Genomic DNA, 22,880 nt, shown 5'->3' with positions numbered 1-22,880 from the left:
CTGCCGGACAAGGCCGGACGGACGACGAAACGCGGCGTGGCGCGGCATTGCGCCGCACTGCAGCGCCTAGACGAGCGGCGTTTCGACGAATGCCGGCAGCGCTTCCGCCCGCGCCGAATGTGCGGCGAGCGCCGGATAACGGGCCGGATCGATCCGCGCAAGCACCGGATAATCGGCCGCCATGAACTGCGTGAAACGCCAGGCCACCGCGACCGTCACGTCGGATTGCAGCAGCCGCGCGCCGCCGAACCAGCCATCCGCGGCCGCGACGAGCGGCTCCAGCGCGCCGTACGCGCCTTCCAGCTGGCTCAGTACGCGTTCGATCCACGGCGCGTGCTGCTTGTCGGACGGGCGCAGCGCCTGCTCGTAGACGACCTGCACGGTTTTCTCGGCGGCCGCCAGCGCGAAGCCGACCGGCACGAGCGCTCGCAGCCGCGGCTCGGCGGCGTCCGGCAGCAGGCGCCGCTCCGGCGCCACCAGGTGATCGAGATAGTCGACGATCAGCGACGAATCGATCAGCGTCGCGCCGTCGCCGGTCACGAGCGTCGGCGCCTTGACGACCGGGTTGACCGTCCTGAACTGCTCGAAATGGCGAAACACCGAGATCGACTCGTGTTCGAACGGCAGGTCGAGCAGCTTCGCCGAAATGGCGACGCGGCGCACGAACGGGGAATCCAGCATGCCGATCAGCTTCATCGCAAACGCTCCGCTTGAGGAGAATGGGACCGACGACTGTAGCAGCGTCGCGCGGTGCCGCCTAGGGCCTCATCCGGCTCCCGCTGCCCGGCCACAGTGACCATAATGCAAGTTCACGCCCCTTCCGCCCCAAGGTCCGCCATGTGGTATGCCCTCGTCGAGCAGCAGCGGGAATGGATGCGCGCCTGGCGCGCGGCGACACGGTACGCCTTCGATGCGTGGCCCGCGGCCTCGCTGCCGCACGCCGCGTCGTCGTGCTACGACGACCTGTTCGAACCGCTGCTCGGGCCGCCGGCCGCCCCGCCGTGCTTCGACATCGACTGGCCCGCCATCGGCGAGCGGATCGTCGCGCATACGCCGTTTTGCGACCTGCGGCGCTTCGCGCACGCCGATGCGCGCCGCACGGTGCTGCTGTGCGCGCCGCTCGCCGGGCACGCGGCCGTGATGATGCGGGAAACCGCCGAGACGCTGCTCGCCGACGGCGACGTCTGCGTGACCGACTGGCGCAATGCGCGCGACGTGCCGCTCGCGGCAGGCCGTTTCGGGCTCGACGAATATGTCGCGATGCTCGACGGCTTCGTCGACGCACTCCAGCACGACGGCCGGCCGCTGCACGTCGTCGCCGTGTGCCAGGCAACCGTACCGGCGCTCGGCGCACTCGCACTGCGTGCCGCGCGCGGCCTCGCGCCGCCCGCGAGCGTCACGCTGATCGGCGGCCCGCTCGATGCGCGCCTGAATCCGAGCGCGCTCGGCACCGCCGCCGCCAGCCATTCGCTCGACTGGTGCCGGCGTCATCTGATCGACATCGTGCCGCCCGGCTTCGCGGGGCACGGCCGCCACGTGTTCCCGACCTATCTGCAGCAGGGCGAGATCGCGCTGCTGTATCCGAAACGCTTCCTGACGCTGATCGAGGCCTACGCGCTGGCCGCATCGCGCTTCGACCTGGCCGGGCTCGCCGGCGCGCGGCGTGCGCTGCTCGAATACACGGCGCTGCTCGACATGCCGGCCGACTATTTCCTCGATACGGTCGACATCGTGTTCCAGCGCATGCGTCTCGCGACCGGCACGTGGGACGTGGGCGGCCGGCGCGTCGAACCGGCCAGGCTGCGCGGCGTCGCGCTGCTGACCGTCGAAGGCGCCTGCGACACGGTCACGGGCGCCGGCCAGACGCACGCGGCGCTCGACCTGTGCAGCGGCCTGTCGGCCGGCGAGCGTCACCGTATCGACGTCGACGATTGCGATCACTACGGGCTGTTTATCGGGGCGCGCTGGCACGGCACCGTCCATCCGGCGCTGCAGCGCGTGTTCGCGCTGGCCGAGGCCGGCCGGCCGCGCCCGCGCCCGCGCCGCATCCGGCGAACGTGACGACGCGTCAGGACCGGGCCGCGTCGAGCCATGCGCGCACCTCGTCGTCGCTCGTCTGCTCGAAGCGTGCGTAGAACTGGCTGATCCCGAAGAACCGCAGCGGCTGCGACACCGTGACGAACGCGTCGGCCAGGCCGTCGAACACGTGCCGCGTACCCGCCGGCGCAACCGGCGCAGCCGCCACGACCCGCGCGGGGCGCCGCGCGCGCAATGCCTGCAGCGCGACGCACATCGATGCGCCGGTCGCGACACCGTCGTCGACGACGATCGCGATGCGCCCTTCCACCGGCAACGGCGGCACGGCGCCGCGATACAACGCTTCGCGACGATGCAGTTCGACCGTTTCGCGCACGATCACGTCGGCGAGTTGCGAGTCGGAGACCCCCATCGAGCGGAGCACCGAACGTTGCAGGTGAATCGCGCCACCCGTGGCGATCGCGCCCATCGCGAGCTCGGGATCGTGCGGCACGCCGAGCTTGCGCACGACCAGCACGTCGAGCGGCGCGCGCAGCGCGCAGGCGACCGGATACGCGACGGGCACGCCGCCGCGCGGCAACGCGAGCACGACGACATCGCTGCGCCCCGCGTATTCGCGCAGCGCGTCGGCCAGCTGGCGGCCGGCATCGGCGCGATCGGCAAAATATTCGGTCACGATCGGCTCCCTGCCGTTGCGCCGGATGCGCGGAACCCGCGCCGGCGCCTGTCATCGAGCATGGTTCATCGGCCGCGCCGATGCAAGCAGGGTCACACCGGCGCAGGACACGCCGCAGGCAAGGGTCAGAGGCCGCCGGCCTGCCGGTATAGCCGCCAGAAAGACTGCGCGTAGGATTGCGCGAGTTCGGGGGCACGCCGGAACACGTTCACCGTCTCGGCATGCGCGGCCGCGCCGTCGGACAGCGTCGTCAGCGCGACGCTGTCGTCGACGATCACGAAGCGCGGTGCGGGGTCGCCATGCCGCGAATCGATCGCGACGTCGATGCCCGCGGATTTCAGATAGCCGGCGCCGCTGTACCGGCCCGCGCGCGGCGTGCGCACGAGCACCACGCGTACCTCGATCCCGCGCGCGCGGGCCGCGCGCAGCGCGCTCGCGACAACCGGCGGCACCTGCGTATAGCCGGCCAGCAACACGCGGCGCTGCGCCTGTTCGATCAGGTCGACGGTCGCGTCGGCCGCCGCGTTGTCATACGAAAAGTACGTGCCGACCGATGCGGCGTCGGACGGAATCTGGCTCGCGTGGACGCTCGTCACGCAGCAGAACACGGCGAAAAAGAAGGCGGCTGGTCTCATGGCGGGCGCCATTGTAGCGGCGCCAATTCGCGTGGCAAGGGGCGCCTGCGACGCTGCTGCGCCGGCGCAACACCCAATGCGGAACGAGGGCCTGGCGGCTGTGTTCCGGGCCGTATTTCAGACGGTCGATCAACCGGCCGCGACGCGCGCGAGCCAGCTCGTCACGCCGTCGACGGACCGAAAATCCGCGAGGCTGCGCGCGGGCAACGCGGGATACGCGCCGCCGGCCATCTCGGCCAGCGCCCGCCCGGGGCCGAGTTCGAGAAACGCGGTGGCGCCGGCCTCCACGCAGGCGGCGAGACAGGCCGCCCACTCGACCGGCTCCGCGATCTGCCGCGCGAGCTTGTCGAGGCCCGCGTCGATATCCAGCACCGACGCGCCGTCGATCCCCGAGAACAGCCGCGTGCCGGGCAACGGCCGCCGCACGTGCGCCGCGGCGAGCGACGCGTGAAATACCGGCACGGCCGCCGCGAGCCGGCGCGTGTGCGACGCGATCCGCACGCAGACGGGCGCCACGCGCTGTGCGCCGGCACGCGCCGCGTCGTCGGCCACTGCCTCGACATCCGCGTGCCGCCCCGCGACCACGAACGCATCGCCGGGGTTCGCGATCGCGATGGCCGCATCGCGGCCGTCGCACAGTTGCGCAAGCTGCGCGCGCGTCAGGCCGCGCACGAACACCATCCGCTCGTCGCCGCCGCTTGCGGCATCCATCGCGCGTGCACGCGCGTCGGCCAGATCGAGCGCGTCGTGCGGCTCGATCATCCCCGCCACACTCCAGGAGCCGACCTCGCCGACGCTGTAGCCCGCGACGCAGCGCCGGCGCGGCCACGCCGCGTCGAGCAGCGCGGCGGCCGCGAGCGCCTGGACCGTACAGAGGATCTGCGCAGCGCGGTTCTCGCACAGCGCGTCCGGCCCGGCCTGCCGGACCCATGTGCGCGGATCGTCGCCAAGGAGCCGGCCGGCGTACGCGAACAATGCATCGGCCTGCGGCGCGGCCCCCGTCAGGTCGAACATGTCGGCGCGCTGCGCGCCTTGTCCTGAACAGAGGATGGCCAGCGTCATCGCGGGCCCCCGTCGGCTTCGAGCGCATCGACGAATACGCTCATCGCAAGCAGGTCGGCCGCGCCGCCCGGGCTCAGCCGGCGCGCGACGAATGCACGGTGCGCGGCGGCCGCGCGCAGCCGCCAGTCGCGCGCCCGCACGCCGCCGCGTGCGACGAACGCGCGAGCGGTCGCCCGCGCGAAATCGAGGCCACCCTGCCCGCCCCGGTGCAGCAGATTCGTGTCGTCGAGCGCGGCGATCAGCGCAAAGCACGCTGCCACGCGCGCGGCCTCCGGGTCGTCCGGCAGATCGCGCTGCGCGCGGCGCAACGCGGGCAACCCGACCGCGTACACGGTCGCGAAGCCGTCTGCCGCTTCACGACGCGCGCCGCCGACGCCGTAGCGGTGGCTGGCCCGCTCGCCGTGGCTGTCGGGCAAGCGCGGGCCGCCGAGAATATCGGTGCCCCAGCGGCCGGAGACGAACGCGCCGAGCGTCGTCCCGTCCGGTACGGCGCCCGGCATCGCGCGCCGGCCCGCGGCCGCGCACAGCAGCCCGAGCCCGAAGATCGCGCCGCGATGCGTATTGACGCCGCCGGTCGCGGCGAGCATCGCGTGTTCGGCACGCAGGCCGATCTTGCGCAGCACGGTCATGTCCGCGTCGCGCGCGCCCGCGTCGGCCAGCTCCGCGAAGTACGGCCGCAGCACGGCGGCGCTGCGCGCGAACGTCGCAGCGTCCATGTCGGTGTGACTGCCGCTGTCGACGTGACTGACGAGGCCCGGCTTCGGAAAGGTTTCGATCTCGAGCACGAGGCTGCGCTCGGCCAGCGCGGCGATACGCTCCGCATCGGACGGCGCCGGTACGCGACAGGCAGCCCATGCGCTCATCGTGCGGCTCCGGTGAATGCGTCGGCCGTCATCAATTCGACGCCGATCGCGGTCTTCACCGCGACGTCGGGCAGCCGCGCGTGCAGTTCGCGCCAGTTGACGCCCGCGCCGTCGGCGCGCAGCAACTCGCCGTCGATCCGCATCGGCGCACGCGCGTCGATCGCCGCGAGGCCGTCGAGCAGCGCGGCGAGCGACTCGGCGGCCGGCAGCGGAAACACGATGTCGAGATCGGACGATGCGGCCAGGTACGGCTCGCCCGTCAGCGCCTGCCACGCAAGACTGCCGAACACGCGGCCCGGCACGCCGCAGCGCGCGCCGAGCGCGTCGAGCGCGCGCAACGGCACGTGCCATGCGTCGGGCGCGGCGGCGAGCACGCCGGCCAGCGCGGGCAGCGGGCCGACCGTCGCGAGCGCGTCGGCGGCGACGTTCAGCGCAATGCGCCGCTTGCCCGCCGCAGGCGGCAGCGGCAGGCCGAGCGGCACGCGGCCGGCATCGGCTTCATCCGGCGACGCACGGCGCACGATCAACGGCCAGCCGCGTTCGGCCCATGCGCGCACGAGCGGATCGCCCGCAAGTGCAGGGTCGCGCGCGAATGCCGCGCCCCACCCGGCCGCCGTCAGCGTGACGAGCGTGTGACGGCGCAGCGGCGGCTCAGCGTGCGGCACGCGCGAGTGCCTCGACGCGCTGCGCGACGTCGGTCGCAACCGGCCGGCCGCGCGACGCACGCCGGTCGACGCGATCCAACGGCTTGCCGAGCCATTCGCCGACCTGTGCGTCGAGCGCGCGGGCCGGATCGAGCACGGCGTCGACAGCGCCCATCTTCACGAGGTTGTCGAGCCCCGGCGCGAACACCGGCGTCGAACGCGACATCTCCTTCAACACGTCGATCGGCAGCTTGGTCACGCGCGACATCGACGGCAGGTCCATCACCTCCGGCTCGGCGCCCGGCACCGCGAGCAGCGTGCGCGTCGCGAGTGCGGTCGCGATGAACGCGCCGGCCGCCGTATGGCCGTACAGCACGCCGATCGTCCGGTGCCCGGCGAGATCCGCGTGCATCAGGCACTTCGCGAGGTGCGACAGCCCTTCGTTCAGGCCGAGCAGTTCGTCGCGCTTGCTCATCCGCTGGCTGTCGCTGTCGACGAGCACGACGATCGGCGTGTCACCGCCGCGCGCGATCGTGTCGAGCACGCGCGACGCGAGCGTCAGCGCTTCGTCGATGCCGAACGGCAAGCGGTCGGTGACGCCGATCACGTCGACGCGCGTGCCGGCCAGTTCCGCGTGGCCGGTCAGCAGGCCGCCATCGCGCGCGATCGAATGACCGTTGGGAAACAGCGAATTCAGGACTTCATCGAGCGTCATGCTGCGGCTCCTGTAACTGGTCGGCGAGCTTCGCGAATGCGTCGTCGGGCATGCCCGGGATCGCTTCCGGCTTGTCGGCCCCGAGCGTACGCCACACGTCGCGCGCATCCTTGCACGCGCCGAACCGTTCGACACGCGCTTCGAGACGCGCCTGTTCCGCGCGCAGCATCGCCGCGTCGAACGCCGGCGCGCGGCCGATCAGGTCGAGCGCCGCCGCACGGAACGCGTCCGGCGTATCGGCCACGTAACGATCGGCACCGCCGATCAGCCGCCGGTGCTTGCCGCCCATCGTGCGCCAGATCAGCGCGCGATCCTTCGAATCGAATTCCTCGACGCCGCGATTGGTCTCGATCACTTCGGGGCCCGACACGCTGATGCGCCCCTGTTCCGACACCGCGAGCGCCGAACAGCACGCGGCGAGCAATCCGCCGCCGCCGTAACAGCCCGCACGCCCGCCGATCAGCCCGACCACCGGCACGCCGGCTGCCCGCGCTTCGACGAGCGCACGCATGATCTCGGCGATCGCAAGCTCGCCCGCGTTCGCTTCCTGCAGCCGCACGCCGCCCGTATCGAACAGGATCAGCACCGGCTTGCCGACTTCGCGTGCGGCGCGCAGCAGCCCGGTGAGCTTCGCGCCGTGCACTTCGCCGAACGCGCCGCCCATGAAGCGGCCTTCCTGCGCGGCGACGAACACCGGCCGGCCGTCGAGCCGGCCGTGGCCGACCACCATCCCGTCGTCGAACTGCTGCGGCAGGTCGAACAGCGGCAGGTGCGGGCTCGTCACGCGCTCGGCCGGCCCGAGGAATTCACTGAAACTGCCCGCGTCGAGCAGCCCGTCGATGCGTTGCCGCGCCGACGCTTCGTACCAGCTCGCGCCGTTCGCGACGAACGCCGGCGCGTCGTGGATCACGTCGCTCATCATGCCTCCCCCTCGATCGCGCGCACGGCCTGCGCGAGCCGCAACGACACCATGTCGGGCCGCGCGCCGCCGTCGTTGATCGACAGCTTCAGGCCGCCCGGCGTGCGCCGTTCGACGAAATCCGACACGACGGCCTGCCATACCGCGCCGAAACCGACCGCCGCGGTGCGGATGTCGATCTCGCATTCGTTGCCCGGCAGCACGCGCTCGACGAGCACCTCGAGATTGCCGGACGCGACCACGCCGACGAGCGCCGCGGCCTGCTCGCCCTTCGCGCGTTCGCGCGCGGTGAAGCGATAGTTCAACTGTTCCATGCCCTCTTCCTCACCAGTTGCGGAACCGGGCCGGCGGCGCGTAGAGCCCGCCCGACCAGTGCACGAGATCCTTGATCGAACGCGCGGCGAGCCAGCGGCGGTCGGCGTCGAGCGGATCGATGCCGAGATCCTCCGGGCGGCGGATCACGCCGCGCTCGCGCAGGCGCTCGACCATCTTCCGGTCGCGGCCGCGGCCGACGTCCGTATAGCCGGCGACGCCGCGGATCGCATGCTCGCGTTCGTCCTTGTCGCGGCACATCAACAGGTTCGCGATCCCTTCCTCGGTGACGATGTGCGTGACGTCGTCGCCGTAGACCATGATCGGCGCGAGGTCGAGCTGCAGCTTGTCGGCAAGCTTCAGCGCGTCGAGCTTCTCGACGAACATCGGCACGTTCTTGTCGCCGAACGTCTCGCCGATCTGCACGACGAGCTTGCGGCCGCGCCGCAGCGCCGCCGGCGTGTCGGGGTCGGCTTCCGCGCCGGCCTTCAGCCACGGCTCGCTCGGATGGCGCCGGCCGCGTGCGTCGCTGCCCATGTTCGGCGCGCCGCCGAAGCCCGCGATCCGCTCGGCCGTGACCGTCGACGAATGGCCGCACAGGTCGATCTGCAGCGTCGAGCCGATAAACATGTCGCACGCATAGAGGCCGGCCGTCTGGCAGAACGCGCGGTTCGAGCGCAGCGACCCGTCGGGGCCCGTGAACCACACGTCGGAACGTTCGCGGATGTAGTCGTCCATCCCGACCTCGGAGCCGAAGCAGTGGATCTGCTCGACCCAGCCCGACTCGATCGCGGGAATCAGCGTCGGGTGCGGATTGAGCGCCCAGTGCGTGCAGACCTTGCCCTTCAGCCCGAGCTTCTCGCCGTAGGTCGGCAGCAGCAGCTCGATCGCGGCCGTGTTGAAGCCGATCCCGTGGTTCAGGCGCTTGATGCCGTAAGGCTGGTAGATGCCCTTGATCGCGAGCATCGCGGTGAGGATCTGCGTTTCGGTGATCGCAGCCGGATCGCGCGTGAACAGCGGCTCGACGTAGAACGGCCGGCCGGCCTCGACGACGAAGTGCACGCGGTCGCCCGGGATGTCGACACGCGGCACCTTGTCGACGATGCGGTCGACCTGCGCGATCACGATGCCGTCCTTGAACGCGGTGGCTTCGACGACGGTCGGCGTGTCCTCGGTGTTCGGGCCCGTGTACAGGTTGCCGTCGCGATCGGCGCTGACCGCGGCGATCAGCGCGACCTGCGGCGTGAGGTCGATGAAGTAGCGCGCGAACAGCTCGAGATAGGTGTGCACCGCGCCGAGCGCGATCTTGCCGCCGAACAGCAGCTTCGCGATGCGCTGCGACTGCGGGCCCGAATATGCGAAGTCGAGACGCTTCGCGATGCCGCGCTCGAACACATCGAGATGCTCGGGCAGCACGACGCCCGACTGCACCATGTGCAGGTCGTGGATCTTCGCGCTGTCGACGTCGGCGAGCGCCGTCGCGAGCAGGTCGGCCTGCTTCTGGTTGTCGCCTTCGAGGCAGACGCGGTCGCCGGGCCGCAGCACCGCTTCGAGCAACGCGACGGTGTCGCGCGCATCGACCCGCTTGCCCTGCGCGTAAGCCGCGCCGGCCGCGAGCCGTGCATCGCGCGCCTGCCGCGCGTGATTCCATCCCGTCATGAACAGTTCTCCCGCTTCGATGGTTCAGCGGCATTCTAAGCCTGGCGCCGCCGCCGATTGATGATGTTGACGAATGCGACTCAGAGGACGCCGCGATGGATGCGGCCCGCACGCGCAGGCCGCACCGCCTGGCCTCATGCGCCGACCAGCGCGCGCGTCGTGAAGTACAGCACCGACGGGCCGAGCAGGCAGCCCACGCCCGTATGGAACGTCGCGACCAGCGCGCCGTACGGGACGAGCCGGCGGTCGGTCGCGGCGAGCCCCGCGCTCACGCCGCTGACGGTGCCCGCGAGGCCGCCGAAGATCATCGCGGAACGCGGCGTCTTCAGGCCCATGAAGTTCGCCGCGACCGGCGTGCCGACCATCACGATGATCGCCTTCACGAGCCCGGTCGCAATGCTCAGCGCGATCACGTCGGAGCTCGCCCCGATCGCCGCGCCCGTGACGGGCCCGACGATGTAGGTGACGGCGCCCGCGCCGATCGTCGTCATGCTGACCGCATCGGTATAGCCGAACGCGCGCGCGATGCACGCGCCGACGATGAACGGCAGCACGGTGCCGAGCAGCAGCGACACGACGCCGACGAGCCCGGCCTTGCGCGCCTCGGCCGGCTGCACTTCGAACGCGGTCGCGACGATCGCGAAATCGCGCAGCATCGCGCCGCCCATCAGGCCGACGCCCGCGAACAGCGGCACGTCGGCGATTCCCTTCTCGCCGCCGGTGAACGCGCCGCCGACGTACGCGAGCACGAGACCGATCACGATCGCGATCGCGGAGCCGTGCACGCGGCCGAACGTGAGCTTGCGCGACGCGATCGACGACAGCCACATGATCAGGCCGACCAGTGCGAACGACGCGACGAGCCCGTTGTGGGCGACGGTTTTTTCGAGCATCTGCAGCATGGCGGCCTCCGTTACTGTTCTTCGAATTGCGGCACGCCCGCGAAGGCCGTGTCGTCGCGCCCGGTGCGCACCAGTACCGCGATGCAGCATGCGCAGATCGCGATCGCGCCGACCGCCGCCAGCAGCGCGACGGGGCCGCCCTTCAGCGCGGCGACGACGTTCTGGTTCGCGGCCATCGCGACGACGACCGGGATGTACATCGCGCCCCAGAAACCGACGCCGGCCTCGGTCTCCTTCGGCATCCAGCCGCGCCGGTGCAGCCACAGGCGCAGGCAGATCAGCAGCAGCATCGCGATGCCGACGCCGCCGACGTTGGTCTTCACGCCGATCGCGCTGCCGAGCAGGTCGCCGAGGAACAGTCCGGCCAGGTGGCAAAACGCCAGCAGCGCGGTTCCGTAGATGATCATGAGTCGTCTCCAGTCTCTTCGTGACGGGCGCCGGACGCGTGCAGGAACCGGGCCCGCACGCCGGTCCCGGGCGCGGACTTGTCTCCTGCGGCGGTGCGCCGCGGCCCGGCGGCCCGTCTGGCGGGCCCGTTCTCGGGCGGTCGATGGGATGATGCGGTTTCGGCCCGGACGCCGGATGCCGTAGACTGAACGAAGCAGCCGCCGGCACGACGCGGGCTACGCGTCCGGTACGCCCCGCTGCGGGCACGCACCGGCGCGTGATCCGATACTAGCGCCGCCCAATCCGGCCATTTATGAAGTTGTCGAAACCGATTCAGTGGATTTAGCAATGCGCCCGTTACCGCCCGAGCTGCTGCGCAGCTTCGTCGCCGTCGCCCAGTCCGGCAGCTTCACCGCCGCGTCCGAGCGCGTGAGCCTGTCGCAATCGACCGTCAGCCAGCACATCCGCCGCCTCGAGGAGCTGCTCGACCGGCCGCTGTTCGAGCGCGACACGCGCAACGTGCACCTGTCGCAGCACGGCGACGCGCTGTTCCGCTACGCGGTGCGCATCCTCGAACTGATGGACGAAGCCGTCACGTCGGTGTGCGGGCCGCCGCTGTCGGGCAAGGTGCGGCTCGCGATGTCGGAGGATTTCGCTTCGGCGCACCTGACTGCCGCGCTCGCGAGCTTCGTGCAGCGCAACCCGGACGTCGAGCTCGCGATCTCGACCGGGCTGTCGGGCGACCTGTTCGACGCGCTCGACGAAGGCCGGCACGATCTCGTGTTCGCGAAGCGCATCGCCGGCAGCCGGCGCGGCCGCGTGATCCGCAGCGAACCGCTGTACTGGTGCACCGGCCCCGAATCGCGGCTCACCGGCCATGAGACCGTGCTGCCGCTCGCGATGCATCCGGAACCGAGCGTGTCGCGCCGCCGCGTGCTCGAATCGCTCGAGGCCGTCGGACGGCCGTACCGGATTGCGGTCGTGAGCAGCAGCGTCGCGGTGTTGCGCGCGGCCGCGAGCGCGGGGCTCGGGGTCAGCGCGTTTGCCGGCTACGTGATCCCGGCCGGGCTCGCGCGGCTCGACGCGGGGCTGCCCGAGCTCGGCGAACTCGAATACGTGATCGACCGGCCGGCGGCCGCATCGCGCTCCACACTCGCGCTCGAAGCGACGCTGATCGCGGCGGCGGCCGAATTGTGACGACACCGGGCGCCGCACGCCTGCGCGGCCGCGCCCGCACCTGACAGCTTTGCCCGGAACGCGTCATCGTCCGCGCAGCACCCGCTCGCGACAATGGGACCCATCGGAATGCACGGCAAACCGCCGCGCACCTCCGGTTCCCCGTCCCCTTGATCGGAGCCCGCCATGAACGTTTTGCGATTCGCCGTCGCGACCGCCGCAGCCGCCCTGCTGTCCCCCGCCTTTGCCCAGACCGACGCCGCTGCGTCCGCGCCGGGCCTGACCCGCGCGGAAGTCATCGCCCAGCTCAAGCAGGCCTATCTCGACGGCGAGCTGCCGACGAACGACAGCAACTACCCGCCGAATGCCGCGACGCGAGCACGCAACCGCGAACTCGTGCAGGCCGCGAGCCCCGCGTGGCTGGCCCAGACGCCGCCCGCGCCGCAATCGACGTCGCAGCAATAGCCGGACCGCTGACGCTCCGGCGCGCTCAGGGCAGGAAGCTGCGGCGCCGCGCGTCGATCAATTCGACGAGCAGACGGTCGCGCTCGGCCGCCAGTTCCTGCATCGAACGCTCGCCCTGGATCGCGCGCAGTTCGTCGTTCAGCCTGCGATCGACGTCCGGATCGAACGAAGGCGTGCCGAGGTCGTCCCACCAGCTCGTGATCGGCCCCGACAGGTGTTCGAGGAAGTGCGCGATCCCGCCCGCGCCGCCGCCGAGGTGGTAGGTCAGGCACTGCCCCATCAGCCCCCAGCGCAGGCCGGGCCCCCACGCGACGGCCTTGTCCGCATCGGCGACACTCACGACGCCTTCGCCGACGAGGTGATACACCTCGCGGAACAGCGCGGCCGCGAGCCGGTTCGCGACATGGCCGGTCATCTCCTTGTTGAGGACGATCGTCTGCTTGCCGAGCGCATCGTAGAAATCCTTCACGCGCGCGATCACGTCCTGGCCGGTCGCATCGCCGCCGACCAGCTCGACGAGCGGAATCAGGTGCGGCGGATTGAACGGATGCGCGATCAGACAGCGCTCCGGATGCTTCGCGCACGCGGTCTGGATGTCGGACATCTTCAGCCCCGACGAGCTCGATGCGATCGGCACGTGTGCCGGCAGCACGTCGTCCATCTGCCGGTACAGCGCGCGCTTCAGATCGAGGCGCTCAGGGCCGTTTTCCTGCACGAAATCGACGCCGGCGAGCGCGCGCACGAGATCGGCGTCGAACGACAGCCGCGCGGAGAGTTCGGCGGCCCGCTCGCCGAGAAACGCGGCCAGCGCGTCGCGCAGCCGCGCGTCGGCTTGCGGCGCCGGATCGGTCGCGACAACGTCGAAACCCTGCGTCAGGTAGAAAGCCGCCCAGCTCGCGCCGATCACGCCGGCGCCGACGATCGCGATACGTCGAATGTCCATGGTTGTCCCGTGTGGTTGGTCTGCAGATATCTCGCGGCGATTGTCGCATCGAATCCTGTGCGCATGCGTTGACGCAGATTGCAGATTCCCTCTTGAAATACGCGGCAGCGGCCACTAATTAACCGTCGTCGGGCCGTGCTTCATCTCTTGCAGCGCCCCCGTTTCGATCCAGTGGAGCCACCCGTCGCGCCCGCCGCAGGCGTCGCGCCGTCACGTCTCCCGTGTTCCCTGTTCAGGAGGACCAACATGAGCGGTATCCATTTCGGCAACGACCTGTTCGACGAATTCGCCCGCGTGCAGCGGCAAGTGGCGAACCTGCTCGGCGAGCGCCCGTCCGGCATCCGCGCGGTGCGTCCGGGCGCCTTTCCCGCACTCAACGTCGGCGCCACCGACGACGCGATCGAGATCGTTGCATTCGCACCCGGCATGGCCGCAGGCGATTTCGACGTGTCGATCGACAAGGACCTGCTGACGATCAGCGGCGAGCGCAAGCCGGTGCCGCGTACCGAAGGCGAAGACGTGCGGACCTACGCGCAGGAGCGCTTTCACGGCGCGTTCCGCCGCGTCGTCGAACTGCCTCGCGACGCGAATCCCGACCAGGTCAGCGCGCGCTACGAAAACGGCTGCCTGCTGATACGCGTCGGCCGGCGCGAAGCCGCGAAGCCGCGTGCGATCACCGTTCAGTAATCTTCAGGATACCGACATGAATACGAACCCGACCCTGGTCGAGCGCCACACGAACACCGTTCACCCTGCTGCTGCCGAAGCCGCGCACCGGCCCGCGATCACGCCGGCCGTCGACATCGTCGAGAACGATCGCGGCGTCACGCTGCGCGCCGACCTGCCCGGCGTGCCGCGCGAGAACCTCGACGTGAAGGTGCACGACACGACGCTGACGATCGAAGCCGGTACGCACCTCGATACGCCGGAAGACCTGCGCGTGCGACACGCCGAAATGCGCTCGACACGCTATGCGCGGTCGTTCGTGCTCAGCGCCGATCTCGACACGTCGCGGATCGACGCGAACCTGCGCGACGGCGTGCTGACCCTGACGATTCCGCGCCGCGAGGAAACGCGTCCGCGCCGCATCGACGTGACGGCCGGCAACGCGTGAGCGTTGGTGCGGGTCGCGATGTGACGTGTCGCGACGCGCATGAAAAAGGCCCCGCCCGGCATCGCGCCGGGCGGGGCTTTTTTATCGACCGGCGCGCGTGCAGGCACGCCGTATCCGGATTCAATCGAAGTCAAACAGGTCGAACACCGACTTCTTGCGCCGCTGGCCGTCGTGCCGGTGACGATCGTCGTGCGAGCGGCCGTCGCGCCCCCAGCCATCGTCGCGACCGCGCTGCGCCGGTGCGTTGTGCTGCGTCGGCGAATCGTCGCGGCGGGCCGGCGCATCGCCGGTTTCGCGGGCGATCAGCTTGTCGAGCTCGCCGCGATCGAGCCACACGCCTCGGCACGTCGGACAGTAGTCGATCTCGATCGACTGGCGCTCGGCCATCAGCAGGTCGGGCGTCTTGCAGACAGGGCATTTCATCGCGTTTCTCCTTTCCGTGCGAATTTCGTCTGGATTCCGTACGAGGCGCGCGAGCCGGCCGCCGCGGCGGCCGGCGTCACGCGCAGCGGCTCAGTCACCTTCCCCTTGCGCCGCACGCTTCGCCTTCGCGCGCCGCGCCAGCATGTTCATGCCCTCGACGAATGCCGAGAACGCCATTGCCGCGTAGATGTACCCCTTCGGCACATGCGAACCGAAACCTTCGGCGATCAGCGTCATGCCGATCACGACCAGGAACGACAGCGCCAGCATCACGATGGTCGGGTTGCGATCGATGAAGCGTGCGAGCGGCTGTGCGGCAAACAGCATCACGGCCACGGCGACGATCACGGCGACGAACATGATCGGGATGTGCTCGGTCATGCCGATCGCGGTCACGATGCTGTCGATCGAGAACACGATGTCGAGCATCACGATCTGGCCGATCGCGGCCCATACCGTCAGGCTGGCCGCGCCGCTCGCCCCGCCCGCGCCGCCGTCATGCGACACGTGGTGATGAATCTCGGTGGTCGCCTTCCACACGAGGAACAGGCCGCCCGACAGCAGGATCATGTCGCGCCACGAGAACGCGTGGTCGAACAGCGTGAACACGGGTTCGGTCAGGCTCGCGATCCACGCGACGCTGCCGAGCAGCGCAAGACGCATCACCAGCGCGAGCGCGATGCCGAGGCGCTGCGTGCGGGCGCGCTGCGCCTCGGGCAGCTTGTTGCTGAGGATCGAGATGAAGATCAGGTTGTCGATGCCGAGCACGACTTCCATCACGACGAGCGTCAGGAGCGCGGCCCAGACGGCGGGGTCGGCGGCAAGCGTCAGCAGGTAGTCCATGAAATGGGCCGATACGAAAGTGGAAAGCCAGATGATATGCCGCCCCGAACTTCGTAAAAATCAGAGAGAATCTGACTTTAAGTTCGGTTTTTTCGATATATCGATCCGATGCTCAATTTCCGACATCTGTACTACTTCTGGGTCGTCGTGAAGGAAGGCGGCTTCGCGCGCGCCGCCGGCCGGCTCGACATGGCCGTGCAGACGATCAGCGCGCAGGTGCGCGAGCTCGAGAAATCGCTCGGGCACCAGTTACTGCGCCCGGCCGGGCGCGGCGTCACGATGACCGACGCGGGCCAGGCCGCGTTTGCGCGTGCGGAGGTCATCTTCGAGATGGGGCGGCTGATTCCCGACGACGTGCGCGCGGCGGCCAGCCAGCCGACCGTGCGGCTCGCGGTCGGCCTCGCGGACGGCATCTCCAAGCTCGCCGCGCATGCGATCCTAGCACCGGTGCTCGACACGCCCACGCTGCGGCTGCTGTGCCACGAGGGCGAACACGATGCGCTGCTCGCGGAGCTTGCGCTGCATCATCTGGATCTCGTGCTGGCCGGCCAGGGCGCGCCGTCGGGGTCGAACCTGCGCGTGACGAGCGAGCGGCTCGTCGCCTCGCCGGTCGACTGGTACGGGCCCGCGGCGCTCGTCACGCCGGCGGCACGGCAGCGCTTTCCGCAGTGCCTGGCCGATCTGCCCGTGCTGCTGCCGACCGCCCACTCGGCGCTGCGCGCACGCCTCGACCTGTGGCTGGAAGGCGAACGGATCGTCCCGCGCGTGGCCGGGGAATTCGAGGACAGCGCGCTGATGGCCGTGTTCGCGGCGCGCGGCCTCGGCGTGTTTCCGCTGAGCGAGCTCGGCGCGAACGACGCGTCGCTGCTGCGTGGGCTCAGGCGGCTCGGGCGCGCGGGCGACGTGACCGAGGAAATCCACGCGATCCGCTCGCGGCGCGGCGAACATCATCCGCTGACGTCGCAATTGCTCGCCGCGGCGCGCGGCGCACCGGCCGACTGAAGCGAGCGCGACATCAAACGAAACTATAATGACGCCCCGGCCTTACGAGATGTGCACGCGCATCACCCCAGGCACCGCCCTTGCGCAGCCTCTCGCCAAGCCTTCTGAAAGACGCCATGCACAACCGATTTCGCCTGTTTTCCGTTTCGTGCGCGCTCGCGGCCGCGACCGTGCTGGCGGCGTGCTCGTCGCCGCCCAAGCCGATCTACCAGCAGGAACAGTTCGACGCGACGAGCAGCCCGTACGCGCACACGTTCCACTCGAAATCCGACGCGGCCTGCGAGGCCGCGCGGCGGGCGCTGCTGAGCCAGGGCTACGTGGTGTCGTCGTCGCGCAACGATGCGGTCGACGGCAGCAAGAATTTCCAGCCGAACAACGACATGCACGTCGTGATCGAGTTTCACGTCGTGTGCGCGGATGCGAACGCGGACGGCTCGTCGAGCATCGCGTACGTGAATGCGGTGCAGGACCGCTACACGCTGAAGAAGTCGAATACGTCGGCCAGCGTCGGCTTGAGCGTGTTCGGCTCGCTGTCGCTGCCGATCGGGTCGAGCGACGATGCGCTCGTCAAGACCGCGAGCGAGACGATTCCCGCCGGCGTGTTCTATGAACGCTTCTTCAATCTCGTCGACCATTTCCTGAAGATCGACCCGGCACGCCGCGATCGCGCAACCGTGAAGGCGGCCGAGAAGGAACCCGTCGCGCCGCTGCCCGAACCCGCGCCGACGCCGCAAGGCGAACCGATCAAGATGACGACGCCGGTCGTGCCGACGCCGCCCGCGGCGCCGGTGCCGCTTTCGGTGCCGGGTGTGGCGCCCGAGCCGGGCGCGAACGCCGTGCCGGCCGCGGCATCGGCTGTCGTCGTGCCGGCCACGGTGCGCGCGGCCGCGCCGATGGCGGCGTCCGGTTCCGCGTCGGTGCCGGTTGCTGCTGCGGTCCCGGCTTCGGCCTCCGGCGCCGCGCCCGCACCGGCTTCGGCACCCGCATCGACTACCGGTTCGTCGCCCGCGCCGGCTGTCGCGCCTGCGCCCGTGTCGGCTGTCGCGCCTGCGCCCGCTTCGGCACCCGTGTCGGCCTCCTCCGGTCAGGCTCCCGCGCCGGCCTCGGCCCATTCGCCGGCTGCCGGTTCGACGGTCGCACCGGCGGCCGCACCGGTTTCCGCGCCCGCCTCGGTTTCGGGTCCGGCGGCACCGTCGGCCCCAGCCACCCCGGCATCGGCCACGCCGGCGCCTTCGTCGGCAGCCTCCGCGCCTGCATCAGCATCGGCACCGTCGAGCGCGTCGCCTGCCGCCGTGAACCCCGTCGCATCTTCCGCGCCTTCCGGCGCGAGCGCGCCAGCCGCGAACTGATCGATCTGTCGTATCGCCGCGCCCGGCCGCACCGGGCTCAGCGCGGCGATACGCGTCCCCTCCGCGTCATTTCCCCAAGCCATGTCCGCGCATCCGGCCATCTGACCACGCCGTGATGACGGACCAGCAACGCCGACGCCGCTCGGCAGGCCCGACACGGCCGATTCCCTAAGCTCCGCACGCGACGATCGCAAGCCGCCCGGCCATTTCCCGACCGCCCCGCCCGCTTTCCTGCTTTCCTGCTTTCCTGCTTTCCTGCTTTCCTGCTTTCCTGCTTTCCTGCTTTCCTGCTTTCCTGCTTTCCTGCTTTCCTGCTTTCCTGCTTTCCCGCTTTCCCGCTTTCCCGCTTTCCCGCTTTCCCGCTTTCCCGCTTTCCCGCGTTACCGCGTTACCGCAACGTCGCGCGCAGCGTCTGCAGATACTCGACGGTCGCTGTCACGCCGCCGCAGACGATCACGGTGATGTCCGACGCCGACGCCAGCACCGGCACCGGCCGCTCGAGTGCGGCCAGCGCCGCGCCGCACGCGGGCTCGACGACGATCCGGTGCTCGTCGAGAAACCGCAGCGACGCAGCCACCGCGTCGGCATCGGACACGACGACGGGATGGATTTCGTGGCGCGTCGCCCACTCGACCGCCGCGTCGCACGGCCGTTTCGCGCCGAGCGACGTGGCGATGCTCGCAATCGCCGGCAATTCGACCGGACGCCCCTGCGCAACCGAACGCGCGTAGCAGTCGGCGCCTTCCGTTTCGGCCGCGACGACCGGCACGTCGTGCCAGCCGTTGCGCGCAAGCCCTTCGAGCACGCCGCACAACAGCCCGCCGCCGCCGACCGCGAGCACGACCGCGTCGGGCTTCGGACCGGCCGCCGCCATCTCGTCGATCATCGTCGCGTGGCCCTGCCACAGCACGGGATCGTCGAACGGATGCACGAACGCATCGTGCTCGCCGAGCGCCGACTGGGCGAACGCGTTCGCCTCGGCCCAGCTCGCACCGTGCACGACGAGTTCCGCGCCCTCGACCTGGATCAGTTCGCGCGCGCGGGCCGATGCGCTTTCCGGCACCACGACTCGCACCGGCACGCCAAGCTCACGGCCGCAATACGCGACCGCGATACCCGCGTTGCCGCCCGACGACGACACGAACCGCCGCGCGCCGGCCGCATGCCGCGCCTCGCAGACGGCACCGATGCCGCGCAGCTTGAACGAGCCCGACGGCTGCAGCGCATCGAGCTTCAGCCGGATGGTCCTGCCGAGCCGGCGGGACGCGATTTGCGAGCGGATATAAGGGGTCGGGATATGAAGCGGCATGGGACGGAACGCTGTGGAAACGGAGGGAAACGCACGCGACTCGTGAGCACACGCGTGCGGCAGGGACGGTTATCGTACGGCAGGCTCGTCATGCTTTCCAATACCATCGAATGGCGTTTGCTATGCTTGACAGGCATATCAACAAACCGGAACGGACACCGCATGCGCCAGATCGAATTGCGTCACCTGCGCTACTTCGTCGCCGTCGCACAGGCCGGCAGCGTGATGGCTGGCGCCCGCGCGGCCGGCATCGTCCAGCCTGCACTGTCGCGGCAGATCCGCGAGCTCGAGGACGCGATCGGTACGGCGCTGCTGATCCGCCGCACAACGGGCGTCACGCTCACGGCGGCCGGCGCGAGCTTCCTGCAGGATGCGACCGGCCTGCTCGCCACGCTGCAGGACAGCCGCGAGCGCGCATTGCGCAGCGCGGCCGGCCAGCTCGGCGAACTGCGGCTCGGCGCGCTGCCGAACTGCCTGCCGCTGCCGATCGTCGCGAACGTGCTCAAGGCGTTTCGCGACGCATGCCCCGATGTGAAACTGTCGATTGCGCCGATGCTGTCGGCCGAACAGGCGAGCGCGCTGATGCGTGGCCAGCTCGACGCCGGGATCATGGCCTGGCGTCGCGACGAGGCGCCGCACCTGTCGGGTGTGCGGCTGCTGAGCGACCGCTTCGTGCTCGCGATGCCCGCGCCGCCGGGCGGCGGCTTCAACGCGCCGCGCACGCTGGCCGATGTCGCAAACGAACCGTTCGTCTGGTTCGACGCACAGCGCTCCGCCGCGCACCACCGGTTCCTGATGGCGCAGTGCCAGCAGGCCGGCTTCACGCCGCGCATCGCGCAGGTCGGCAGCGACATCCCGACGCTGATCGGCCTCGTGGCGGCCGGGATGGGCTGTGCGTTCGTGCCCGAAAGCGCGTCGCCGACCTGCCCGCACACGGTCCGGCTCGTCGCGCTCGACGAGCTTGCGAGCCGCTTCGACATCGAGTTCGTGTTCGACGGCGCGGCGGCGGCACCGTCCCCCGTCGTCGCACGGTTTCTCGCAGCCGTACGCGATGCGGCCGGCGAACCGGGCTGAACGGATGCCGGGGGCGCGTCCGGCACGCAATCGGGCAACGCGGCTTGCAACTCGGGCCGGCGAGCGTAACCGCCCCTCCGCCATACCGTCGCTCCGGCTGCTTCGGCGCGTTGAACGACACCGTCGAGCCCATAAAAAAGCTTTCAAAAAACTGACGCACGACACTGCGGCACCGGAATTCTTAAATTGACACCCAAAACGGCCGTTTAACGCCGATTCGAATTGTCACGGGCCGAAATATACTGCGCCCGCATCCAACCCTCGTGCCAAAGAGAGGATGCTTTTCCGCCCCGGTCACGGTCCCCCTGTGGTCGGGGCTTTTTTGCGCTTTCGCCTTGCGGGGAAAGGGTTTCCGGCCAACGCACGATGTCCGCCACCGGCGCTCGCCGATACCTGGGCCGCGCGCCCGGACCACCCGGCTGCAGGTCGCCGCACGGCGGTCGGACCGCGCCCGGCGCATCGCCCCGGGCGGCCGCCCATTCGCCGCACACCCTCACCGGATCGCGGCCGCGCGACCGCAGGCTCCGCCCTTTCATCTTACGAATATCTTTCGCCAATCCCAGCCTCGTTCGGCAGCCCCCGCCGACGCATCATCCACAAGCCTCGCGCGCATGTCGCCGCTGCTCCGCATTGTTGACATGAAATCAAGATAATTTCGCCCGCATGCGGCTTTTTCCGCAAAAGTAATGCAGGCAAACTTCGCCCTGTCCTCAACGGTCCCGTGCCGTTGTCCTTCGATTAACAGGAGCCCATCGCGTGAACCCCACGACTTCCTCTCGTTCCCGCCCGGGCGGCAGCGCCGCGCTGCCGCTGCTGGCGCTCGCCGCCGGTGCGTTCGGCATCGGCACGACCGAGTTCGCGCCGATGGGCCTGCTGCCCGTGATCGCCGACGGCGTGCACGTGTCGATTCCACAGGCCGGCATGCTGATCAGCGCGTATGCGATCGGCGTGATGGTCGGCGCGCCGTTGATGACGCTGCTGCTCGCGCGCTGGTCGCGCCGTTCGGCGCTGATCGCGCTGATGTCGATCTTCACGATCGGCAACCTGCTGTCGGCCGTCGCGCCGGACTACACGACGCTGCTGCTCGCCCGCCTCGTGACGAGCCTCAACCACGGCGCGTTCTTCGGGCTCGGCTCGGTGGTCGCGGCCAGCCTCGTGCCGCGTGAAAAGCAGGCGAGCGCGGTCGCGACGATGTTCATGGGCCTCACGATCGCGAACGTCGGCGGCGTGCCGGCCGCAACCTGGCTCGGCCAGATCATCGGCTGGCGCATGTCGTTCGCGGCAACCGCGGGCCTCGGCCTGATCGCGATCGCCGGCCTGTTCGCCGCGCTGCCGAAGGGCGAAGCCGGCAAGATGCCCAACCTGCGTGCCGAACTCTCGGTGCTGACGCGCCCTGTCGTGCTCGGCGCGCTCGGGACGACGGTGCTCGGCGCCGGCGCGATGTTCACGCTCTACACGTATGTCGCCCCGACGCTCGAACACCTGACTGGCGCGACGCCCGGCTTCGTGACGGCGATGCTCGTGCTGATCGGCGTCGGTTTCTCGATCGGCAACATCGCAGGCGGCCGCCTCGCCGACCGCTCGCTCGACGGTACGCTGACCGGCTTCCTGCTGCTGCTGATCGCGACGATGGCTGCGTTCCCGTTGCTCGCCAGCACGCATGTCGGCGCCGCCGTCACGCTGCTCGTGTGGGGTGTCGCAACGTTCGCGGTCGTGCCGCCGCTGCAGATGCGCGTGATGCGCGCCGCCCACGAAGCGCCGGGCCTTGCGTCCGCCGTCAACATCGGTGCGTTCAACCTCGGCAATGCGGTTGGCGCGGCTGCCGGCGGCGCGGCGATCTCGGCAGGCTTCGGCTACGCAGCCGTGCCGCTCGTCGGCGGGCTGATCGCCGCGGCCGGACTCGCGCTCGTGGTGCTGCAGGTTGCGCAGCGCCGCCGTGCACCGGCCACCGCGAATTCGTAATCGCAATAATCCGGGCAATCCGACGTACCGACGCTCACGGCCGCGCAATGCGGCCGTTTTCGTTTTCCGCCGCCAATCCGGATTCGCCGATTCTTCAATCGGGATAAATCCCGAATATCACCCCTCCTCCTTCTACACCCGAATTGAAAATTGAATCCACTCACGGATTACCGGGATCGATTCAATGCCCTGAAATGATTCGACGCATGTCATTTCCAATTCACCACACACCGCAATTATCCATTCCGCACCGGTCGATTCAATCCGCCACGCCAATCTGAAAATCGAGTCGCACCCCGCATAAGCCCCTCAGCCACTTGTGCTCCGCAAGAAAATATTTCGCCCGATGCGCCGGACAAAATCGAAAAGCGCAATGCTTACCGGTTTTATTCAATCATTAATCGATCAA

The 22,880-nt window shown here is 69.8% G+C and carries 25 protein-coding genes; 9 read left to right on the top strand and 16 right to left on the bottom strand.

What is annotated here, in order from left to right:
- Positions 1–66: 66 nt before the first annotated feature.
- Positions 67–696 carry a glutathione S-transferase family protein gene (locus ACWMMN_RS06525; RefSeq protein ID WP_256085777.1) on the bottom strand — a complete coding sequence of 210 codons (630 nt, stop codon included), beginning with the start codon at positions 694–696 and terminating at the stop codon, positions 67–69.
- Between the two features lie 141 nt (positions 697–837).
- On the opposite strand from ACWMMN_RS06525, the gene ACWMMN_RS06520 reads away from it, so the two are divergent.
- Positions 838–2,061 (top strand): polyhydroxyalkanoate depolymerase, encoded by a 1,224-nt coding sequence (locus ACWMMN_RS06520; RefSeq protein ID WP_256085776.1) that lies wholly within the window; start codon positions 838–840, stop codon positions 2,059–2,061.
- A gap of 7 nt (positions 2,062–2,068) precedes the next feature.
- Here the strand turns inward: ACWMMN_RS06520 and ACWMMN_RS06515 are convergent, their stop codons facing one another.
- The 11 genes from ACWMMN_RS06515 to madL form a co-directional block, all read right to left on the bottom strand.
- Positions 2,069–2,713 carry a phosphoribosyltransferase gene (locus ACWMMN_RS06515; RefSeq protein WP_059235057.1) on the bottom strand — a complete coding sequence of 215 codons (645 nt, stop codon included), beginning with the start codon at positions 2,711–2,713 and terminating at the stop codon, positions 2,069–2,071.
- Positions 2,714–2,838: 125 nt separating this feature from the next.
- Entirely contained in the window at positions 2,839–3,360 is a 522-nt protein-coding gene (locus ACWMMN_RS06510) for a phospholipase D-like domain-containing protein (protein ID WP_059235059.1), read from the bottom strand.
- A 117-nt stretch (positions 3,361–3,477) separates the two neighbouring features.
- Positions 3,478–4,410: an acyltransferase domain-containing protein gene (locus tag ACWMMN_RS06505; RefSeq protein WP_256085775.1), complete on the bottom strand. Its 933-nt coding sequence runs from the start codon at positions 4,408–4,410 to the stop codon at positions 3,478–3,480.
- Positions 4,407–5,273 carry a triphosphoribosyl-dephospho-CoA synthase MdcB gene (gene mdcB, locus ACWMMN_RS06500; RefSeq protein WP_059235063.1) on the bottom strand — a complete coding sequence of 289 codons (867 nt, stop codon included), beginning with the start codon at positions 5,271–5,273 and terminating at the stop codon, positions 4,407–4,409. Before mdcB ends, ACWMMN_RS06505 begins: the two co-directional genes overlap by 4 nt.
- Positions 5,270–5,938: a malonate decarboxylase holo-[acyl-carrier-protein] synthase gene (mdcG, locus tag ACWMMN_RS06495; RefSeq protein ID WP_486423118.1), complete on the bottom strand. Its 669-nt coding sequence runs from the start codon at positions 5,936–5,938 to the stop codon at positions 5,270–5,272. Before mdcG ends, mdcB begins: the two co-directional genes overlap by 4 nt.
- Complete coding sequence (mdcE, locus tag ACWMMN_RS06490) at positions 5,925–6,632, bottom strand: biotin-independent malonate decarboxylase subunit gamma (RefSeq protein WP_256085774.1); 708 nt, start codon at positions 6,630–6,632, stop codon at positions 5,925–5,927. The genes mdcG and mdcE overlap by 14 nt, the downstream gene beginning before the upstream one ends.
- Positions 6,619–7,554, bottom strand: a complete 936-nt coding sequence (locus ACWMMN_RS06485; RefSeq protein WP_059235067.1) for a biotin-independent malonate decarboxylase subunit beta — start codon at positions 7,552–7,554, stop codon at positions 6,619–6,621. The genes mdcE and ACWMMN_RS06485 overlap by 14 nt, the downstream gene beginning before the upstream one ends.
- Positions 7,551–7,865, bottom strand: a complete 315-nt coding sequence (mdcC, locus tag ACWMMN_RS06480) for a malonate decarboxylase acyl carrier protein (RefSeq protein WP_174992053.1) — start codon at positions 7,863–7,865, stop codon at positions 7,551–7,553. Before mdcC ends, ACWMMN_RS06485 begins: the two co-directional genes overlap by 4 nt.
- Positions 7,866–7,875: 10 nt before the next feature.
- Positions 7,876–9,522 (bottom strand): malonate decarboxylase subunit alpha, encoded by a 1,647-nt coding sequence (mdcA, locus tag ACWMMN_RS06475; protein ID WP_486423117.1) that lies wholly within the window; start codon positions 9,520–9,522, stop codon positions 7,876–7,878.
- A 134-nt stretch (positions 9,523–9,656) separates the two neighbouring features.
- Complete coding sequence (gene madM, locus ACWMMN_RS06470; protein ID WP_059235073.1) at positions 9,657–10,424, bottom strand: malonate transporter subunit MadM; 768 nt, start codon at positions 10,422–10,424, stop codon at positions 9,657–9,659.
- Between the two features lie 11 nt (positions 10,425–10,435).
- Positions 10,436–10,831 (bottom strand): malonate transporter subunit MadL, encoded by a 396-nt coding sequence (gene madL, locus ACWMMN_RS06465; protein ID WP_486423116.1) that lies wholly within the window; start codon positions 10,829–10,831, stop codon positions 10,436–10,438.
- A gap of 328 nt (positions 10,832–11,159) precedes the next feature.
- On the opposite strand from madL, the gene ACWMMN_RS06460 reads away from it, so the two are divergent.
- Together ACWMMN_RS06460 and ACWMMN_RS06455 are read left to right on the top strand one after the other, a co-directional pair.
- Complete coding sequence (locus tag ACWMMN_RS06460; RefSeq protein ID WP_059235076.1) at positions 11,160–12,008, top strand: LysR substrate-binding domain-containing protein; 849 nt, start codon at positions 11,160–11,162, stop codon at positions 12,006–12,008.
- Positions 12,009–12,173: 165 nt separating this feature from the next.
- Positions 12,174–12,452 (top strand): DUF4148 domain-containing protein, encoded by a 279-nt coding sequence (locus ACWMMN_RS06455; protein WP_059235078.1) that lies wholly within the window; start codon positions 12,174–12,176, stop codon positions 12,450–12,452.
- Positions 12,453–12,477: 25 nt separating this feature from the next.
- Here the strand turns inward: ACWMMN_RS06455 and ACWMMN_RS06450 are convergent, their stop codons facing one another.
- A complete protein-coding gene (locus tag ACWMMN_RS06450) occupies positions 12,478–13,395 on the bottom strand; it encodes a 3-hydroxyacyl-CoA dehydrogenase NAD-binding domain-containing protein (protein ID WP_059235080.1) in 918 nt (305 codons plus the stop codon).
- 246 nt (positions 13,396–13,641) lie between these two features.
- On the opposite strand from ACWMMN_RS06450, the gene ACWMMN_RS06445 reads away from it, so the two are divergent.
- On the top strand, positions 13,642–14,082 hold the full coding sequence (locus ACWMMN_RS06445; protein ID WP_059235082.1) for an Hsp20/alpha crystallin family protein: 441 nt from the start codon (positions 13,642–13,644) through the stop codon (positions 14,080–14,082).
- A 16-nt stretch (positions 14,083–14,098) separates the two neighbouring features.
- A complete protein-coding gene (locus tag ACWMMN_RS06440; protein WP_486423115.1) occupies positions 14,099–14,509 on the top strand; it encodes an Hsp20/alpha crystallin family protein in 411 nt (136 codons plus the stop codon).
- Between the two features lie 120 nt (positions 14,510–14,629).
- Here the strand turns inward: ACWMMN_RS06440 and ACWMMN_RS06435 are convergent, their stop codons facing one another.
- Together ACWMMN_RS06435 and ACWMMN_RS06430 are read right to left on the bottom strand one after the other, a co-directional pair.
- Positions 14,630–14,932, bottom strand: coding sequence for a TFIIB-type zinc ribbon-containing protein (locus ACWMMN_RS06435; RefSeq protein WP_059235086.1), 303 nt, complete (start codon positions 14,930–14,932; stop codon positions 14,630–14,632).
- A gap of 90 nt (positions 14,933–15,022) precedes the next feature.
- Positions 15,023–15,775: a TerC family protein gene (locus tag ACWMMN_RS06430; RefSeq protein WP_059235088.1), complete on the bottom strand. Its 753-nt coding sequence runs from the start codon at positions 15,773–15,775 to the stop codon at positions 15,023–15,025.
- Between the two features lie 108 nt (positions 15,776–15,883).
- Here ACWMMN_RS06430 and ACWMMN_RS06425 point away from each other — a divergent pair, with 108 nt between their 5' ends.
- Positions 15,884–16,777 carry a LysR family transcriptional regulator gene (locus ACWMMN_RS06425; protein WP_174992048.1) on the top strand — a complete coding sequence of 298 codons (894 nt, stop codon included), beginning with the start codon at positions 15,884–15,886 and terminating at the stop codon, positions 16,775–16,777.
- A gap of 116 nt (positions 16,778–16,893) precedes the next feature.
- On the top strand, positions 16,894–18,126 hold the full coding sequence (locus ACWMMN_RS06420) for a DUF2242 domain-containing protein (protein ID WP_486423114.1): 1,233 nt from the start codon (positions 16,894–16,896) through the stop codon (positions 18,124–18,126).
- Positions 18,127–18,514: 388 nt separating this feature from the next.
- On the opposite strand, the gene ACWMMN_RS06415 is transcribed toward ACWMMN_RS06420, so the two are convergent.
- Positions 18,515–19,435, bottom strand: coding sequence for a pyridoxal-phosphate dependent enzyme (locus tag ACWMMN_RS06415; protein ID WP_486423113.1), 921 nt, complete (start codon positions 19,433–19,435; stop codon positions 18,515–18,517).
- A 162-nt stretch (positions 19,436–19,597) separates the two neighbouring features.
- Here ACWMMN_RS06415 and ACWMMN_RS06410 point away from each other — a divergent pair, with 162 nt between their 5' ends.
- Positions 19,598–20,509: a LysR family transcriptional regulator gene (locus ACWMMN_RS06410; RefSeq protein WP_486423112.1), complete on the top strand. Its 912-nt coding sequence runs from the start codon at positions 19,598–19,600 to the stop codon at positions 20,507–20,509.
- A gap of 756 nt (positions 20,510–21,265) precedes the next feature.
- Positions 21,266–22,471 (top strand): MFS transporter, encoded by a 1,206-nt coding sequence (locus tag ACWMMN_RS06405; protein WP_486423111.1) that lies wholly within the window; start codon positions 21,266–21,268, stop codon positions 22,469–22,471.
- The last annotated feature ends 409 nt before the right edge of the window (positions 22,472–22,880 follow it).

The organism is Burkholderia cepacia complex sp. TUM26381, assembly GCF_057439935.1.
The sequence above is the reverse complement of the archived record's forward strand: the minus strand, read 5'-3'. Positions and strand labels throughout refer to the sequence as shown.

Excerpts from the sequence above, each read along its gene's own strand:
- ACWMMN_RS06485 (WP_059235067.1), bottom strand. The coding sequence starts at position 7,554 with ATGATGAGCGACGTGATCCACGACGCGCCGGCGTTCGTCGCGAACGGC.
- ACWMMN_RS06460 (WP_059235076.1), top strand. The coding sequence starts at position 11,160 with ATGCGCCCGTTACCGCCCGAGCTGCTGCGCAGCTTCGTCGCCGTCGCC.
- mdcE (WP_256085774.1), bottom strand. The coding sequence starts at position 6,632 with ATGACGCTCGATGAAGTCCTGAATTCGCTGTTTCCCAACGGTCATTCG.
- ACWMMN_RS06435 (WP_059235086.1), bottom strand. The coding sequence starts at position 14,932 with ATGAAATGCCCTGTCTGCAAGACGCCCGACCTGCTGATGGCCGAGCGC.
- ACWMMN_RS06430 (WP_059235088.1), bottom strand. The coding sequence starts at position 15,775 with ATGGACTACCTGCTGACGCTTGCCGCCGACCCCGCCGTCTGGGCCGCG.
- ACWMMN_RS06440 (WP_486423115.1), top strand. The coding sequence starts at position 14,099 with ATGAATACGAACCCGACCCTGGTCGAGCGCCACACGAACACCGTTCAC.
- mdcB (WP_059235063.1), bottom strand. The coding sequence starts at position 5,273 with ATGAGCGCATGGGCTGCCTGTCGCGTACCGGCGCCGTCCGATGCGGAG.
- mdcA (WP_486423117.1), bottom strand. The coding sequence starts at position 9,522 with ATGACGGGATGGAATCACGCGCGGCAGGCGCGCGATGCACGGCTCGCG.
- ACWMMN_RS06455 (WP_059235078.1), top strand. The coding sequence starts at position 12,174 with ATGAACGTTTTGCGATTCGCCGTCGCGACCGCCGCAGCCGCCCTGCTG.
- ACWMMN_RS06525 (WP_256085777.1), bottom strand. The coding sequence starts at position 696 with ATGAAGCTGATCGGCATGCTGGATTCCCCGTTCGTGCGCCGCGTCGCC.
- mdcC (WP_174992053.1), bottom strand. The coding sequence starts at position 7,865 with ATGGAACAGTTGAACTATCGCTTCACCGCGCGCGAACGCGCGAAGGGC.
- ACWMMN_RS06420 (WP_486423114.1), top strand. The coding sequence starts at position 16,894 with ATGCACAACCGATTTCGCCTGTTTTCCGTTTCGTGCGCGCTCGCGGCC.
- ACWMMN_RS06445 (WP_059235082.1), top strand. The coding sequence starts at position 13,642 with ATGAGCGGTATCCATTTCGGCAACGACCTGTTCGACGAATTCGCCCGC.
- ACWMMN_RS06415 (WP_486423113.1), bottom strand. The coding sequence starts at position 19,435 with ATGCCGCTTCATATCCCGACCCCTTATATCCGCTCGCAAATCGCGTCC.
- ACWMMN_RS06505 (WP_256085775.1), bottom strand. The coding sequence starts at position 4,410 with ATGACGCTGGCCATCCTCTGTTCAGGACAAGGCGCGCAGCGCGCCGAC.
- ACWMMN_RS06410 (WP_486423112.1), top strand. The coding sequence starts at position 19,598 with ATGCGCCAGATCGAATTGCGTCACCTGCGCTACTTCGTCGCCGTCGCA.
- ACWMMN_RS06450 (WP_059235080.1), bottom strand. The coding sequence starts at position 13,395 with ATGGACATTCGACGTATCGCGATCGTCGGCGCCGGCGTGATCGGCGCG.
- ACWMMN_RS06510 (WP_059235059.1), bottom strand. The coding sequence starts at position 3,360 with ATGGCGCCCGCCATGAGACCAGCCGCCTTCTTTTTCGCCGTGTTCTGC.
- madL (WP_486423116.1), bottom strand. The coding sequence starts at position 10,831 with ATGATCATCTACGGAACCGCGCTGCTGGCGTTTTGCCACCTGGCCGGA.
- madM (WP_059235073.1), bottom strand. The coding sequence starts at position 10,424 with ATGCTGCAGATGCTCGAAAAAACCGTCGCCCACAACGGGCTCGTCGCG.
- ACWMMN_RS06520 (WP_256085776.1), top strand. The coding sequence starts at position 838 with ATGTGGTATGCCCTCGTCGAGCAGCAGCGGGAATGGATGCGCGCCTGG.
- ACWMMN_RS06425 (WP_174992048.1), top strand. The coding sequence starts at position 15,884 with ATGCTCAATTTCCGACATCTGTACTACTTCTGGGTCGTCGTGAAGGAA.